15 protein-coding genes and 1 other RNA gene are annotated in these 15,799 nt (G+C 38.4%); 12 read left to right on the forward strand and 4 right to left on the reverse strand.

The features are described 5' to 3' along the window. Positions 1–164 precede the first annotated feature (164 nt). On the forward strand, positions 165–1,802 hold the full coding sequence (locus LMB56_RS03790) for an IS1182 family transposase (protein WP_229283424.1): 1,638 nt from the start codon (positions 165–167) through the stop codon (positions 1,800–1,802). A gap of 36 nt (positions 1,803–1,838) precedes the next feature. On the opposite strand, the gene adhE is transcribed toward LMB56_RS03790, so the two are convergent. The 4 genes from adhE to nrdH all read right to left on the reverse strand — a co-directional run bounded on the left by adhE (position 1,839) and on the right by nrdH (position 8,474). Further along, entirely contained in the window at positions 1,839–4,475 is a 2,637-nt protein-coding gene (gene adhE / locus LMB56_RS03795) for a bifunctional acetaldehyde-CoA/alcohol dehydrogenase (RefSeq protein ID WP_122480735.1), read from the reverse strand. Between the two features lie 371 nt (positions 4,476–4,846). Continuing rightward, on the reverse strand, positions 4,847–5,866 hold the full coding sequence (gene nrdF, locus LMB56_RS03800) for a class 1b ribonucleoside-diphosphate reductase subunit beta (RefSeq protein ID WP_003670529.1): 1,020 nt from the start codon (positions 5,864–5,866) through the stop codon (positions 4,847–4,849). Positions 5,867–5,981: 115 nt separating this feature from the next. Beyond that, complete coding sequence (gene nrdE, locus LMB56_RS03805) at positions 5,982–8,153, reverse strand: class 1b ribonucleoside-diphosphate reductase subunit alpha (protein ID WP_122480736.1); 2,172 nt, start codon at positions 8,151–8,153, stop codon at positions 5,982–5,984. A 99-nt stretch (positions 8,154–8,252) separates the two neighbouring features. Next, positions 8,253–8,474 carry a glutaredoxin-like protein NrdH gene (gene nrdH / locus LMB56_RS03810; protein WP_003666324.1) on the reverse strand — a complete coding sequence of 74 codons (222 nt, stop codon included), beginning with the start codon at positions 8,472–8,474 and terminating at the stop codon, positions 8,253–8,255. A gap of 257 nt (positions 8,475–8,731) precedes the next feature. Between nrdH and tadA the strand changes: the two genes are divergently transcribed. The 11 genes from tadA to rsmI all read left to right on the forward strand — a co-directional run bounded on the left by tadA (position 8,732) and on the right by rsmI (position 15,795). After that, the gene (tadA, locus tag LMB56_RS03815) at positions 8,732–9,244 is read left to right on the forward strand and encodes a tRNA adenosine(34) deaminase TadA (RefSeq protein WP_003667373.1); all 513 of its coding nucleotides are present in this window, start codon (positions 8,732–8,734) and stop codon (positions 9,242–9,244) included. Positions 9,245–9,279: 35 nt separating this feature from the next. Next, an RNA gene (ffs, locus tag LMB56_RS03820) (signal recognition particle sRNA small type) lies at positions 9,280–9,377 on the forward strand. 139 nt (positions 9,378–9,516) lie between these two features. Then, complete coding sequence (gene dnaX, locus LMB56_RS03825) at positions 9,517–11,349, forward strand: DNA polymerase III subunit gamma/tau (protein WP_229283621.1); 1,833 nt, start codon at positions 9,517–9,519, stop codon at positions 11,347–11,349. 20 nt (positions 11,350–11,369) lie between these two features. Beyond that, positions 11,370–11,678, forward strand: coding sequence for a YbaB/EbfC family nucleoid-associated protein (locus LMB56_RS03830; protein WP_003666329.1), 309 nt, complete (start codon positions 11,370–11,372; stop codon positions 11,676–11,678). A 3-nt stretch (positions 11,679–11,681) separates the two neighbouring features. Then, positions 11,682–12,284 (forward strand): recombination mediator RecR, encoded by a 603-nt coding sequence (gene recR / locus LMB56_RS03835; RefSeq protein ID WP_003666331.1) that lies wholly within the window; start codon positions 11,682–11,684, stop codon positions 12,282–12,284. A 4-nt stretch (positions 12,285–12,288) separates the two neighbouring features. Further along, positions 12,289–12,537 (forward strand): YaaL family protein, encoded by a 249-nt coding sequence (locus LMB56_RS03840; protein ID WP_003667379.1) that lies wholly within the window; start codon positions 12,289–12,291, stop codon positions 12,535–12,537. A gap of 9 nt (positions 12,538–12,546) precedes the next feature. Further along, complete coding sequence (gene tmk / locus LMB56_RS03845) at positions 12,547–13,188, forward strand: dTMP kinase (protein WP_122480739.1); 642 nt, start codon at positions 12,547–12,549, stop codon at positions 13,186–13,188. A 19-nt stretch (positions 13,189–13,207) separates the two neighbouring features. Then, positions 13,208–13,531: a cyclic-di-AMP receptor gene (locus tag LMB56_RS03850; protein WP_003666336.1), complete on the forward strand. Its 324-nt coding sequence runs from the start codon at positions 13,208–13,210 to the stop codon at positions 13,529–13,531. Positions 13,532–13,545: 14 nt separating this feature from the next. After that, positions 13,546–14,559 carry a DNA polymerase III subunit delta' gene (gene holB / locus LMB56_RS03855; protein ID WP_109883730.1) on the forward strand — a complete coding sequence of 338 codons (1,014 nt, stop codon included), beginning with the start codon at positions 13,546–13,548 and terminating at the stop codon, positions 14,557–14,559. 10 nt (positions 14,560–14,569) lie between these two features. Beyond that, the gene (locus LMB56_RS03860) at positions 14,570–14,920 is read left to right on the forward strand and encodes a DNA replication initiation control protein YabA (protein WP_003676322.1); all 351 of its coding nucleotides are present in this window, start codon (positions 14,570–14,572) and stop codon (positions 14,918–14,920) included. A gap of 8 nt (positions 14,921–14,928) precedes the next feature. Beyond that, complete coding sequence (gene rsmI, locus LMB56_RS03865; RefSeq protein ID WP_122480740.1) at positions 14,929–15,795, forward strand: 16S rRNA (cytidine(1402)-2'-O)-methyltransferase; 867 nt, start codon at positions 14,929–14,931, stop codon at positions 15,793–15,795. Positions 15,796–15,799: the final 4 nt, after the last annotated feature.

Raw genomic sequence — 15,799 nt, forward strand, 5'->3', positions numbered from 1 at the left:
TAAAAGGGGCTGTGACATAAGTCCCTAATAATAAACGGAGTTGGATGAAATCTTCGGATTTCATTCAGCTCCGTTTTCCTTTAAAATATAGATATATTGACAAAAGAAAAAGACATCGACTGACCCTCGATGCCTTCAATACCCTCGAAAGGATATACATAATAATGCAGAATAATTATAACATTAATCAACTTACTTTGGCTATGGCAACTGACTATCAACCTGAAGAAAATCATCCAGCTTATTATATCCATCAACTGGTCGAAAGCTTGGCAATTTCTAAGCCTAATATTATGGGACGACCACGTGAATATGATCCGAGAATGCTTTTGAAATTAGTCCTACTGGCCTATAGTTACGGCATTGTTTCTTGTCGAAAAATCGAAAGATTTGCTCGAGAAAACATTGTCGCAATGTGGTTAAACCAAGAACAACGCCCCACTTATCGAACAATTGCTAGATTTATCGTTTCCAAAGAACTGACAGAAATGATTCAAGCTAGTTTTAAAGATTTCCATGATTATCTTCAAAAGGCTGGATTGATTGATGAGGCTTCTTTTATTGACGGTACTAAAATTCTTGCTAATGCTAATAAGTATTCCTTCGTATGGAAGAAGCGTACTATCAAATATAGTGATTTGAATGTTGTCAAAGCACGAAAGTTAATTAGTGAGATGCATGAGGAAGTCAAAGTAGATGCTAACTTGGACGATTTTCAAATCGATGAATTAGATACTACGATTGCACTGTTAGAACAACGAATTGAAGAACTAAATAAGCGGGTAGAAGAAACCGCTAGGGTTTCGCCTAATCCCGCAAAGCAAGAGCGCCGCCATGCTAAAAAATACCTTCGTGCATTAGATCATTGTCGTCAGAAAAATATCGAGTACAAAGCTCAAGTAGCCACCGCTGGTAAACGTAATAGCTATTCTAAAACTGATCATGATGCAACCTTCATGCGCTTAAAGGAAGATCCAATGCGTAACGGTCAAACAAAACCTGCATATAATCTTCAGATCATGACTAACTCACAGTTCGTACTTGGCTATGATCTCCTACAAAATCCAACTGACACTCGAACACTAATCCCATTTCTTAAACATCTTGATCAAAACGGCGTTTTGGGTAAAGAAATAGTAGCTGATGCTGGCTATGGTTCTGAACGTAATTATAAATATATTGAAGATGAGTTACCTGATTGTACGGCTCTCATTCCCTACAGCACAATGCTTAGAGAGAACAGTCGTAAGTGGAAGTCTGATGATCACAAAGTGATGAATTGGGAATATCATGCTAAGGATGATTATTATATCAATCCGGTTGGTGTTCGCTTTAACTTTAAACGTTACGCTTACCGCAATGATAAGTATGGATTTCACCGTGACTTCAAAGTATATCAAGCAGAAAAATACGATGAAAATCATCAAATTAATCCTAAAGCATTAACGCCACATGGCAATACCAAGTACATCATGGTAAATCCACAATGGGAGTATTTTAAAGCCAAAGCACGAAAGTCGCTTTCAAGTTCCAATACTTATTCACGTCGTAAGTACGATGTTGAAACAGTTTTTGGTAATTTGAAGGCTTATTTGGGATTCACGAGATTCACGGTACGTGGCCTCAAGAAAGTCAAAAAGCAAATTGGAGTCGCCTTAATGGCATTAAATATGAAGAAATTGGCCGGAAGGCCGTCCAATTTCCTAGGTAAAAAATCAAAAAGGAAAGAGCCATTCGAAAATTTTTTCAATTTCCGAATGGCTCTTCTTAATTTAGAGACTTATGTCACAGTCCCTTTTTAATAGGAGAAAAGTCTTAATTTTTAATTATGCGCTGGATTATTTTTCTTCAACGCCAGTACCATCGTAGCAACGTTCAAGTAATTCCTTGAGTTGGCTAACAAGTGGTTCAACTGGGTTAGTAGTAGTACATTGATCTTCGTAAGCTAAGCGAGCAAGATCGTCAACAGCCTTATCAAATTCTTCACGTGTAACACCATTGTCCTTAAGACTAAGCTTAACACCACATTCGTGAGCAAGTTCGATAACTTTCTTAGCATATGCTTCAGCTAATTCTTCATCAGTGTTACCTTTCAAACCAATGAATCGTGCAATGTCAGCGTAGTCCTTAGTTGCATGGTAAGTCTCATAGTGAGGCCAGAGAGCAAGCTTTTGTGGACGTTTTGCGTTAAAGCGAATTACTTGTGGCATTGCAATAGCGATAAGTAAACCGTGAGGAAGACCGAATGCTCCACCCATCTTGTGAGCAAGGGAGTGGTTAATTCCTAAGAAGGCTTGACCAAATGCCATCCCGGCCATTGTTGAGAAGTCGTGCATCTTACGACGAGCTAGTTTATCACCTTGAACTGACTTAGGAAGGTTTTCCATAACACCCTTGATGGTTTGAAGTGACCAACCACGAGTGTAGTCAGTTGCCATAACAGAAACATATGATTCAGTAGCGTGACATAAAACATCTAGTCCAGTCCATGCAGTAGTTTTTGCTGGGACAGTTTCAACGAATTGTGAGTCAACAATCGCAATGTTTGGAGTTAAGGCGTAGTCAGCAAGTGGGTACTTAACATGAGTTTCTGAATCGGTAATAACCGCAAATGGAGTAACTTCTGAACCAGTACCTGATGTAGTAGGGATACCAATAAGTTGAGACTTAGTAGGCTTCTTGATTTGGTAAGCACGCTTCCGAATATCAAGGTACTTTTGCATAACTCCATACCATGAAGTTTCTGGGTGCTCATAGAACATCCACATTGCCTTAGCAGCATCCATTGGTGAACCACCACCAAGGGCAATAATTGTATCCGGCTTGAAGTCATTCATCATGGCAACACCTTTTTCAACAGTGTTTGTTGATGGATCTTCTTCAACGTCATCAAATACTAAGAAGGCAGTGTTGTTTTGACGTTGACGCAATTGATCGATAACACGTTGAACGTAACCACGCTTGCTCATTCCAGGACCAGTAACGATGAATGCTCGGTTAATGTTTGGAATATCTTGCAATTCTTTTAGTGAGTTGCGTTGAAAGTATACTTTTGGGGGAATCTTAACCCATTGACGGTTTTCACGCCGCTTTGCAATTGTTTTGATGTTTAAGAGATCCCAATCAGTAACGTTGTGAGAAATTGAGTTACCACCGTATGAACCGGTACCTAAAGTAAGTGATGGGGTCATGTTGTTGTAAATGTTACCAATACCACCGATACCAGATGGAGAGTTAACAATGATCCGTGAAGCACGCATTTCAAGACCGTACTTAGTTGCTAAATCATCATCAAGGGTGTGAATAGCTGCAGTGTGACCTTCACCACCGTAGTGTAATAATTGAGCACAAATATCAAAGGCATTTTCATGTGAAGTGGCCTTGTACATTGTTAATACTGGTGAAAGCTTTTCAGCTGAAAGTGGGTACTTGTCACCAACCCCTTCATATTCAGCAATAATAACCTTAGTGTTTTCAGGAACTTTAATTCCACACATATCAGCGATGGCGTTAGCTGAACGACCAGCAATTGGTCCACGAACTTGGTGACGCTTAGGATCAATGAAGCCCTCAGTGAACTTATCAATTTCATTTGGCTTTAAGAAGTAACAGTTCCACTTTTGGAATTCTTCTTTTACCTTGTCGTAGATTTCTTCATCAACAACAACTGAGTTTTCAGTAGCACAGATCATTCCGTTATCAAAAGTCTTAGAAAGAACAATATCGTAAACAGAACGTTCAATATTAGCAGTCTTTTCAATGTAAGCTGGACCGTTACCAGGACCAACACCAAGAGCAGGATTACCTGAACTGTAGGCAGCTTTAACTAATGAAGGACCACCAGTTGCTAAAATAGTAGCAGTCTTAGGGTGCTGTAACAATGCACTTGTGTTTTCACGGCTACTTTCAGGAAGCCATTGAATCATGTTCTTTGGTGCACCGGCCTTTTCAGCAGCTTCTTGTAAAATCTTAGCTGTTTTAATGGAAGATTTCATGGCTTGACGGTGGAATGAGAAGATAATTGTATTCCGCGTCTTAGCACTAATGATTGATTTGAAGATCGTTGTTGAAGTAGGGTTAGTAACCGGAACGATACCTGCAATAATACCAAGTGGATCAGCAATAGTGATAGTTTGGTTTTCATCGCTGTCTTCGATAATTCCTACAGTCTTATCATGACGGATTTTGTTCCAAATGTATTCACTTGCGTAGATGTTCTTGATAGCCTTATCTTCGGCAACCCCACGACCAGTTTCTTCGGCTGCATCAATAGCTAAGTCCATGTGGTGTTCTTCAGCAGCTAAGGCCATGGCTTGACAAATTTTATCAACTTGTTCTTGTGAGTAGTAACGTAATTGTTCAAAAGCTGCTTCACTTTTGGCAATTATGTCATCAACTAATTTTTGCGCATTTTGCTTTTTTTCTTCTTCAGTTAATACGTTTTTTTCAACTTGTTTTTTGTTGTTAGCAGGCATAATTGAAATCTCCTTTTTCAATCCTTTTCTTTGTTAACATTTGAACATGTATAATATTACTACATTTTTTTGCTTTGTAAATACCTTTGTGAACATTTAAACAATGGTTATTTTTTGTGAATTCGCTTACAATATTGTCTTTATAATACTTATATAGCAATAAAAAACATTGGTATTATTTTTACGATTAAGGGACGACTGAATTCGATAACTGCTCATAATTGCGGTACATTTCACAAATTTAACTATGAAGATAACTATATTAATGGAACTTAGCTAGTTATTAAGTTAACTAATCAATTTAACCTATTTTTTTAAATAATAAAAAAGCCACTACTTAGAATAAACTAAATAGTGACTATATTTTTTAACTAGTCGCGAGCATTAATATCTTTTCCCGCGTTTGGGTCTTTAACGTCATAATCGCTATCATTCATTGCCTCAACAGCACCCATGCGATATCCGTTGCCGACTTGGCTAAAAAAATCGTGGTTAGAAGTAGAAGTAGAAATTCCGTTCATAACAACTGGGTTAACATCAGATGCGGTATCAGGGAAGAGCGGATCTTGACCAAGATTCATTAATGCCTTATTAGCGTTGTAACGGATGAAGGTTAAGACATCATCTGTCCAACCAACTTGATCATAAAGAAGATGAGTATATTTTTCTTCATTATCATATAGTTCGTAAAGGAAATTATACATCCAATCTTTCATATCTTGTTGCTGCTTTTCTGTCCGATCACGTAAGCCGACTTGGAACTTGTATCCAATGTATGTCCCGTGAACTGATTCGTCCCGTAAAATTAGTTTAATGATTTCAGCCACGTTGTTTAATTTATTGTGACCAAGATAATAAAGGGGAGTGTAGAAACCAGAGTAGAATAAGAAAGTTTCAAGAAAAACATTGGCTACTTTCTTTTTTAGCGGGTCTTGACTTGGATCAAGATACATATTTGCAATTTTAACAGCCTTGTTTTGCAAGTATTCTTCTGTATCAGACCATTCAAAAATTTCTTTAATTTGGTCTGGAGTATTAAGGGTAGAGAAAATAGTTGAGTAACTCTTAGCATGAACTGATTCCATAAATTGGATGTTATTAAGAACTGCTGTTTCATGAGGAGTTTTAACATCTTCTTTAAGGGCAGTTAATCCTGCTTCTGATTGAACAGTATCAAGAAGGGTTAAACCACCAAAAACATGTCCGACAGTCCATTGATGATCGTCATCTAATTCACGCCAATCATCCATATCATTGGCAACTGGGATCCGCGTATCAAGCCAGAACTGTTCTGTTAGCTTTTCCCAGGTAGCTTTATCGATCATGTCGGAAACTTCATTCCAATTGATTGCTTTATATTGATTTACAGGTTTAAATTCTTCCAGTTTCATTGATTGAGCTCCTCCAAATACGTTGCTTTTAAGTAAGTCGAGATACCAAAAGCCGTTTGTATACATAATATCAAGTTTACCAGTGCCCAACGTTTAAATCAAATTCTGATTAGGCTTAGATAACGCAGCTTTCACATTGGTTTGCTCCAATTTCAGCGCTATCGTCAGTAAATGTTCGGATATAGTAGATTGACTTAATACCGCGTTTGTAGGCATAGTGCCGTAAGATATTTAGATCACGGGTCGTCATTTTATCTGTTCGTCCATTCTTCCATTCGTAAAGGCCTGCTGGAATCGTTGACCGCATAAAGAGGGTCATCGAAAGAGATTGATCGATGTGCTGTTGTGCAGCGGCGTATGTGTCAATGACCTTTCGCATATCCATATCATAAGCAGAACGATAGTAAGGCATTGTGTCATTTGAAAGGTATGGGGCAGGATAATAGATTTTACCGATCATCTTTTCCTGCCGTTCTTCAACACGATTAATGATGGGATGCAAACTAGCAGTTGAGTCATTAATGTAGGAAGTTGAACCGTTTGGCGCTACAGCAAGACGATATTGGTTATAAAGACCATCTTTCATCACCTTTTCTTTCAAATTCTTCCAATCTTCAATTCCAGGGATGAAAATACCTTCAAAAAGACCTTTAACAACATCTGATTGTGGACCCCAATCCTTAGTGACATATTTGTCAAAGTAGGAACCATCCGCATATTTACTATTCTCAAAATCATGGAAAGTTTCTTGTCGCTCTTTGGCAATTTCATTTGATGCTACCAATGACCAATAGTTTAAGAGCATAAAGTACACGCCTGTAAATTCAATTGCAACTGGACTTCCGTATTGAATATGGTGCTTAGCGAGGTAGCTATGTAATCCCATGGCACCCAAGCCAACTGAATGGGCAAGCCGATTTCCATTTTGAATAGTTGGGACGACATCTAGGTCTTCTACGTCACTGATTCGGGTTAGTCCCCGCATCATTGCCTTAATTGATTTACCGAAGTCAGGGCTTTCCATCATGTTAGCAATGTTGGTTGAACCAAGGTTGCAACTGATATCAATTCCCATTTCTGAATACGATTGATCGTCATTTACTCGCGCTGGTACCTGTACTTGAGCAATCTCTGAACATAAATTACTCATCACGATTTTTCCATTAATCGGATTATCCCGGTTTTCTGTATCAATGTTGATAATGTAAGGATAGCCTGATTCTTGTTGGAGTTTGCTGATTTCATCTTCTAAGTCACGGGCATTAACTTTCTTCTTGCGAATATCATCGTTTGCCACTAAGTTATCATATTCTTTTGTGATATCGACATAGGAGAATGGCGTCCCATATACTCGTTCAACATCGTAGGGACTAAACAAGTACATATCAGCATTCTGTTCTACCAATTCATAGAACTTATCAGGCACCGTAATTCCGAGAGAAAGGGTCTTTAAGCGAATCTTTTCATCAGCGTTTTCCTTTTTTGCTCCTAAGAATTCAATAATATCAGGATGGAAGACGCTAAGGTAAACGACTCCAGCTCCCTGCCGCTGTCCAAGTTGATTGGAATAGGAAAAACTATCTTCTAACAGCTTCATTACGGGAACAACTCCACTAGCAGCACCTTGTATTTTCTTGATTGGGGCACCAGCTTCACGAAGGTTGCTTAAATTGATTCCAACACCACCACCAATTTTAGAAAGTTGGAGGGCAGAATTGATTGTTCGACCAATGGTATTCATGTCGTCCGTTGTTTGAATCGCAAAGCAGCTGACGAATTCTCCCCGGCGTTTACGCCCAACGTTAAGGAAGGTTGGCGTTGCGGGTTGGTAACGTTGATGGATGATTTCATCAGCGAGCTGCATTGCTAGTTCTTCATCACCGTTAGCAAGGTAAAGAGCATTCATTGCGACCCGATCAATATAGTTTTCAAGGTAGTACTCTTTATCATTTGTCCGTAAGGCATATTGGGCATAGAACTTGTAAGCAGCCATAAAAGAATGGAAGTGGAAGTTTTGTGCTTTTAAATAATCGTAAAGCTTTTCAATGAACGCTTCACTATATTTATTCATAAAAGATTCTTCAATATAATCATTTTCTTCTAACCATTGAAAACGCTCTTTTAATGAAGAAAATCTTTTGGTATTTGGCTCAACATTATTTTTGATAAAGTCTTCTAAGGCCAATTTATCTTTATCTAGTTGAATTTGTCCGTTTTTTGGGATATTTACTTCGTTGTTATAATCGTAATATTTAACTTTGGTCATATCGATATCAGATAACGCCATATTAATAACTCACTTTCTGAATTAATTTGATTATGTCAATAAAGAAGCCAGTACACCAATAGCGAATTGATGCCTGGCAAAATATTAGTTTATTTAAACTTAGGCAAGCTGGTTTAATTGATCAGGACGAAAGCCAGAAAAAGCTTGACCATTAGGAAGCTTTACAACTGGAGTCGCCATAAAACCCTCCGACTTAAGTTGTGATATGTATTCTGGTTGTTCATCGATGTTGTGTTCAATAAATGAAATTTTGTGCTGTTCAAGGAAACGTTTTGTCATTTTGCATTGGATACAATTATTTTTTGAAAATACAGTTACCATCTTCACGAGGCCTCCTAAACGATTAGTCGATGTTTTCTAGTATAACGGTGAATCAGAAAAAATCAATTAAAAAAGCACTATATTTCGTGCTTGTGAAATAGTGAAACACAATATATAGTACTTGAACTGGCGATTGACATCTGTGAAACTTTTTTTGATAAAATGCCTAAGCAGGTGATTAATAAAATTAATTTGAAAAACCAGTCTATTATTATACACTTAAAAGCAGGGTAATTTTAAGTACTTGGAGAAAAAGAATGAAAAAAAACAATTCATCATTATCTGAACAACAAAAGTTTATGAAGATGGCGATTGCAGAAGCAAAACAAGCCAGAATTTTAGATGAAGTACCAATTGGTGCGATTGTTGTCCACGATGGACAGGTAATTGGACGTGGTCATAATATGCGTGAAAAGTTTCAAGATGTTACCTATCATGCAGAAATGCTTGCAATTATGGAAGCATGCACAAATTTAGGGAGCTGGCGCTTAGAAGATTGCGACTTATATGTTACGTTAGAACCGTGTATTATGTGTAGCGGTGCCATTATCAATGCACGGATAAAAAATGTTTATTATGGTGCCGCTGATCCGAAAGCAGGGGCAGTTGATAGCTTATACCATTTACTAAGTGATTCACGTTTAAATCATCAGGTTAATGTTCATTCTGGTATTTTAGGGGATGAGTGTAGCCAAATGTTAAAAAACTTTTTCCGTGAAATTCGCCGTCGTCGGAAAGAGGCCCGAAGAAAAAATAAGACTAACCTCTAGTAATTTAAAGAAAAATAGTGTATCATACTATTTGCCGTAAGGCCTTAGAGCAAGGGCATGCTTACGAACCGTGTCAGGTCTGGAAGGAAGCAGCACTAAGTATGATATGCCTTGTGCTCTAAGTTTTATTGATAATTAAGCTGACTCGTAATAATTTGTTGCGGGTCTTTTTTATTTTAAAATTTTAATTAAAATGTATTTTAACTACTTTATATGCTTAATTCCTTGTATAATATTTTATAGTATTTTAAATTCAGAAAGGGAGTCTAGCGATGAGTTATCAGGCATTATATCGTGTCTGGCGACCACAGCGATTCGATGATCTTGTCGGTCAACAGATTGTTACAAGAACCCTAAAAAACGCCATTATCACTCACCAGATAAGCCATGCATACTTGTTCGCTGGTCCACGTGGTACTGGTAAAACCTCAGCAGCGAAGATCTTTGCTAAAGCGGTTAATTGTCATCACTCCAAGGATGGCGAACCGTGCAATGAGTGTGAGATTTGTAAAGCAATTACGAACGGGCAATTAAATGATGTAATTGAAATCGATGCGGCTTCTAATAATGGGGTTGAAGAGATTCGTGATATTCGGGATAAGGCAAAATATGCCCCTACCCAAGCGGAATACAAGGTTTATATAATTGATGAAGTTCACATGCTTTCAACAGGGGCTTTTAATGCATTGCTAAAAACGCTTGAAGAACCACCAGCCAATGTGATTTTTATTCTTGCAACTACGGAACCCCATAAAATTCCTTTAACAATTATTTCGCGAGTTCAACGATTTGATTTTCGACGAATTTCAGCAGAAGATGCATTTAATCGAATGAAATATATCCTTGATCAAAAGGAAGTTACTTATGATGAAAAAGCATTATGGGTAATTGCGAATGCCGCTGAAGGAGGAATGCGGGATGCGTTGAGTATTCTTGACCAGGTGCTTTCTTTCAGTGATAATGAGGTAAAGTTGGATGATGCTTTACTAGTTACAGGAAGTGTTACTAAACAATTATTAAAGAAGTACTTTTTGGAAATTAGTAAGCATGAAGGGGCGACCGCTCTTGATACCATGAAAGATATTCTGGATGAAGGAAAAGACGGTCAGCGGTTCATTGAGGACTTGATTTCCTTTATTCGTGATATTCTGTTGTACCAAGAATTACCAAGCTTGATTAGTGTTGAAAGTACAGGTCTAAAGCAGGAAGACTTTGAAGAAATAGTCCAACTTGCTTCTTCAGCGACCTTATACCAAATGATCGATGAACTAAATAGTATTCAAGAAGAGATGCGTTTTACGACCCATCCGGATGTGTATTTGGAAGTTCTTACAATAAAACTTGCACAAATCGAACCACAAAAGAATATTCAATCGGCACCAGCAGTTTCTGCGGATACAAATACTGAAGCTATTAAGACGATTGAAAAATTACAACAAGAGATACAGCAATTGCAACAAACAGTAAAACAGTTGCAGAATGCGCCGGTAAAGGCTAGTCGACCATCACCTCGGCAACAAAATGAGCAGCCGCGAGTACAACAAAAGAAAGTGCAGGTTAATCTCAATAAGATTTACCCAGTATTAGAAAATGCGACTCGTCAAGATTTAATAAATGTTCGTGAGTTATGGGGAGATATGTTGAACCTATTGTCGGTGCCGCAACGGTCCTTACTTCACGTTTCGCAACCGGTTGCCGCTAGTGCCGTGGGAATAATTGTTGCTTTTGATTATCCGTTCTTATTCCAGCAAGCCGCTGATGATACAACGTTGTTAAAGAATATGGAAAGTGCTTTGCAACGTTTAACTGGGAATGAACGGCAAGTTGTTTTTGTACCTAAGGATAAGTGGCCAAAAATTCGGCAAGACTTTATTAAAGATCATGGTTTTGGTAAGAATCAGCAAAAGTCGCAACCTACTAAAAAGCCACAAACTACTGAAGGAAGCGGACAAACTCCTGCGGCCACACCAGCACCGATGGAGGAACCACCGCTCCCCCCAGAAGATGAGGCACTAACTGAAGAAACGTCACCTCAAGAAGATAACCAAGTAGCAACAGCACAAAAGCTATTTGGTAGTGATATTGTTAAAATAGAAGATAATTAAGAAAAAGGATGGATGATATTATGATGCGTGGAATGAATATGCAACAAATGATGAAGCAAGCTAAGGCAATGCAAAAGAAAATGATGGCTGAACATGAAGAACTTGCTAAACAGGAATTTGTTGGAAAAGCACCAGATGATATGGTAACTGCTACGTTTAGCGGGGATAATCAATTAATTGATTTAAAGATTAAGCCAGAAGCAGTTGATCCAGATGATATTGATATGCTTCAGGACTTGGTAATTGCTGCTGTGAAAGACGGAATGAAACAAGTCAATGATGCTACTCAACAAAAGCTTGGTAAGTATACGCAAGGTATGGGGTTGTAAAAAGTGATCCAATATCCAGAACCATTAGCGAAATTAATTGAAAGCTATACTAAGTTGCCAGGAATCGGGCAAAAGACTGCAACTCGCCTGGCATTCTATACTTTGAGTATGCAAGAAGACGATGTAACAAACTTTGCTAAATCCCTTCTGTCTGCTAAAAGGGACCTTCATAACTGTAGTATTTGTGGCAATATTACTGAAGACGACCCTTGTCCAATTTGTCGCGATAAGACCCGTGATCATTCGCAAATTCTAGTTGTTGAGCAGTCACAAGACGTTATGGCAATGGAACGGATGCATGAATACCATGGTTTATACCATGTCCTTCATGGAGTTATTTCTCCAGTTGCAGGAACAGGCCCAGAAGATATTAATATTACAAGTTTACTTAAACGACTAAAGAAAGATGATGAAGTAAAGGAAATTATTATTGCAACGAATGCTTCATCTGATGGTGAGTTGACGGCCGGTTACCTCGCCAAGCTAATTAAGCCTGCGGGAATTAAAGTTACTCGGTTGGCGCATGGGTTATCAGTTGGCGCTGATATTGACTATGCTGATGAGATGACATTATTCAAAGCAGTGCAAGGGCGAACGGAGATGTAAGAAAATGTTTTTTAAGCGGCCGACTAAAGAGGTAGAACGTGAACGAAACCAACGTCTGCTAGAAGCGGTATACTCTACGAAGGCTAGTTGGGATCATGCACGTGAAACTGAACGGGCAGTATATGAAGCAAACGTTAATAGTGAACTTCATTATCGTTCCCGGATTCAAGAGCAGAAATTTTTATACCTATATAAAATTGCTCGCAAATTTAAAGTTCACGGGAAATTAAATGATGGAGTAATTGATCGCTAGGAGAGAGAAATGGACGGTAAATTTATATCATTTGAAGGACCAGATGGCGCGGGTAAGACAAGTGTAATCCAACAGATCCAACGGGAATTGGAAGATCAGCTTGGCACAGAAAAAGTTATGTATACTCGTGAACCGGGTGGTAATAAGATCTCTGAGCAAATTCGCCAGGTACTGTTTGATGGTCAAAATACCGATATGGATGGGCGGACAGAAGCATTGCTTTTTGCTGCTGCTCGTCGGCAACACATTGTTTCAGAAATAATTCCGGGGCTGAAAGCAGGGAAAGTTATTCTGTGTGATCGATTTGTAGATAGTTCCATTGCTTATCAGGGAGCTGGTCGTGGCCTTGGAGAAAAAGAAATTTGGCAAATTAATCAGTTTGCGATTGATGGGCTAATGCCGGCGTTGACAATTTATCTTGATATTGAATCGGAAATTGGCTTAAAACGGATTGCTGAGCATCGTTCCAATCAAGTTAATCGATTAGATGAAGAAAAGCTTGAATTTCATCGAACTGTTCGTCAATCTTATTTAAAACTCTACCAGAATTATCCAGAACGCATAAAGTTGATTAATGCAAGCCAGCCATTGAAAAAAGTGATTGAGGACGTAAAAGCAACAATTCATGACCGGTTTTCAGATTTGTTTTAATAAAAAAGGGTGATTAATAATGAAAATGATTATTGCAATTGTTCAATCAAAAGATAGCAATCGTTTACGAAAAGCATTTAATAAAGCTGATATTCACGTTACTCAATTATCAACAACTGGTGGCTTTCTTCGTGAAGGGAATGCGACATTTTTAATTGGAATTGAGGACGACCGTGTTCAAGAAGTATTATCAGTAATTAAAAAGAATGCTGAATCACGTGAACAATACGTTACATCGCAAATGCATATGGATGTTGAAGGCGGTTCGGCATTTCCTGTCAACGTAAAGATTGGTGGGGCAACTGTCTTTGTCTTACCAGTAGAAGACTTCATTAAATTTTAAGTAGGTGAAGATGGGTGGCTGAACAGGGACAAACACGTGCAGAAAAATTACAACCAGCAATAATTACTCGTTTTCAAAAAATATTATCAAATAATGAGCTTGCCCATGCTTATCTGTTTGTTGGGCCAGGTGGTTCAGGAAAAATGTCAATTGCCCAATGGTTATCATTACGGTTATTTTGTCTTCATCCCCAGGACAATGAACCAGACTTAACCTGTGCCGAGTGTCAGCGAATTTTATCTGGAAACCATCCTGACATTGTCTATGCTGCTCCAGAAGGTCGCCAAATAAAGGTTGATGAGATTCGCCACTTAAAAGCAGAGTTTTCTAAGAGTGCGGTAGAAGGCAATAAGAAAATTTTTATTATTAAAGATGCTGATAAAATGACAAACGGTGCAGCAAATAGTCTTCTTAAGTTTATTGAAGAACCAGGGGCTGGCGTTTATATTTTTATGCTAACAACTAATAAAAGTGCTGTCTTACCAACGATTCGATCACGAACACAGGTGATTGAACTACCACCATTAAAACGAGATGCATTGTTAACAGTTTTAACTGAACATAATATTCCACAATCTCAACAACAAATTGCTGTTGGGATTACAGATTCCGTCGCAATGATTGAACAATGGCAAGAAGATAATTGGTTTGAGAGCGCGATCAAAGGAGTCATTCAGTGGTATCAAGATACGACGCGAAATGGCATGTTAGGCTTTGTTGATGTTCAGACAATTCTGCAAAAAGTAGCTACCGATCGGGATAAACAACAAGTAATTCTGGACTTAATTACCTTAATCTGGCGTGATACGCTAATGGTAAATTCAGAAATTACAGCAGCCAACCGTCTTCACTTTAATAATATTTTAGGAGAAATGGGAGAAGTAGTTAGAAAATACTCTCCTCAACAATTGTTAGCAGCTAGTCAGTTAACGTTGGAAACTCGTCATATGTTAGAACAAAATATTAGTTTTCAAAATATTGTTGAACAATTGACGATTCGGCTTGTGCAGGTTTTAAGCATTAGTTAGGGGCGAAAAGATGAGTGAAGAATATAGTTCAGATAATCTTTATGAACAATTTGCGCAGGTGATGAACCAGACTCAGGATTTGGTTAATAAAATGGAGCAACTACAGGCAAAAATTATTGCTATTTCTGAGGAAAATGTGGAACTTTCAATTGAAAACAAGCATTTGCGTCAGATGATTAAAGAAAAACAGCCACACCATAGTGAAAATCAATTATCTGGATCACGGCAAAATTTAAAAGAGCTTTACCAACAGGGATTCCATGTTTGCAGTGAGTACTATGGTAAGCGTCTTGAGCCTAATGAATCTTGTACTTTTTGTTTAGATGCAATATTTGGACATGAACAAGGAATGACAAAATAGGAGATAGTATGCAGCAAATTAGTAGTTTTAATGATCACCAATCAGGAAGTTTATACTTGGTTCCAACCCCAATTGGAAATTTAGATGATATGACTTTCCGTGCAATTAAAACCTTAAAAGAAGTGGATCTGATTGCTGCTGAAGATACGCGTCATACTCAGCAACTATTAAACCATTTTGATATATCGACCCGTCAAATTAGTTTTCATGAGCATAATACTGAACAACGTGTTCCGGAATTAATTGAGAAGTTAAGAGCTGGTTATTCGATTGCCCAGTGCAGCGATGCAGGGATGCCTTCGATTTCTGACCCCGGCAAGGAATTGGTAGCGGCGGCCATTAGAGAAGGGTTGCCAGTAATTCCGCTTCCGGGCGCTAATGCAGGATTGACGGCTCTTATTGCTTCGGGGTTAGTTCCCCAGCCGTTCTACTTCTTTGGCTTTTTAGAGCGTAAACACCAGCAGCAAGTAACGGCACTGGAGCAATTGAAAGAGCGTAAAGAAACGATGATCTTTTATGAAGCTCCGCACCGCTTAAAAAAGACTTTGGCTACGATGGCGGAAGTTTTTGGCAATGAACGGCGGGTTGTATTAGCACGAGAACTCACTAAACGCTATGAAGAGTTTACCCGGGGAACGCTTGCTGAAGTAACTGCCTGGTTTGCAGATCACCAACCACGAGGAGAATTCGTTATTCTAGTAGCAGGGAATGAGCACCCCGCAGAGAAGACGGATAATGAGATTGAATTGCCATTAACAGAGCAGGTTGACAAGGAAATTTTAAATGGTCTTTCCACTAATGCTGCGATTAAGCTAGTGGCAAAGAAAAATAATATAAAACGCCAGGAATTGTATAAACAATATCATCAATTGTAGGAGA

It is taken from the genome of Limosilactobacillus reuteri (genome assembly GCF_020785355.1).
In the GTDB taxonomy this organism is placed as follows: Bacteria; Bacillota; Bacilli; order Lactobacillales; family Lactobacillaceae; genus Limosilactobacillus; species Limosilactobacillus reuteri_I.

What these genes read in the sequence shown, in the direction of transcription:
- LMB56_RS03830 (WP_003666329.1), top strand. Translation starts at nt 11,370, where the DNA reads ATGATGCGTGGAATGAATATGCAACAAATGATGAAGCAAGCTAAGGCA.
- dnaX (WP_229283621.1), top strand. Translation starts at nt 9,517, where the DNA reads ATGAGTTATCAGGCATTATATCGTGTCTGGCGACCACAGCGATTCGAT.
- LMB56_RS03850 (WP_003666336.1), top strand. Translation starts at nt 13,208, where the DNA reads ATGAAAATGATTATTGCAATTGTTCAATCAAAAGATAGCAATCGTTTA.
- tadA (WP_003667373.1), top strand. Translation starts at nt 8,732, where the DNA reads ATGAAAAAAAACAATTCATCATTATCTGAACAACAAAAGTTTATGAAG.
- tmk (WP_122480739.1), top strand. Translation starts at nt 12,547, where the DNA reads ATGGACGGTAAATTTATATCATTTGAAGGACCAGATGGCGCGGGTAAG.
- LMB56_RS03790 (WP_229283424.1), top strand. Translation starts at nt 165, where the DNA reads ATGCAGAATAATTATAACATTAATCAACTTACTTTGGCTATGGCAACT.
- LMB56_RS03860 (WP_003676322.1), top strand. Translation starts at nt 14,570, where the DNA reads ATGAGTGAAGAATATAGTTCAGATAATCTTTATGAACAATTTGCGCAG.
- nrdF (WP_003670529.1), bottom strand. Translation starts at nt 5,866, where the DNA reads ATGAAACTGGAAGAATTTAAACCTGTAAATCAATATAAAGCAATCAAT.
- nrdH (WP_003666324.1), bottom strand. Translation starts at nt 8,474, where the DNA reads ATGGTAACTGTATTTTCAAAAAATAATTGTATCCAATGCAAAATGACA.
- nrdE (WP_122480736.1), bottom strand. Translation starts at nt 8,153, where the DNA reads ATGGCGTTATCTGATATCGATATGACCAAAGTTAAATATTACGATTAT.
- rsmI (WP_122480740.1), top strand. Translation starts at nt 14,929, where the DNA reads ATGCAGCAAATTAGTAGTTTTAATGATCACCAATCAGGAAGTTTATAC.
- LMB56_RS03840 (WP_003667379.1), top strand. Translation starts at nt 12,289, where the DNA reads ATGTTTTTTAAGCGGCCGACTAAAGAGGTAGAACGTGAACGAAACCAA.
- adhE (WP_122480735.1), bottom strand. Translation starts at nt 4,475, where the DNA reads ATGCCTGCTAACAACAAAAAACAAGTTGAAAAAAACGTATTAACTGAA.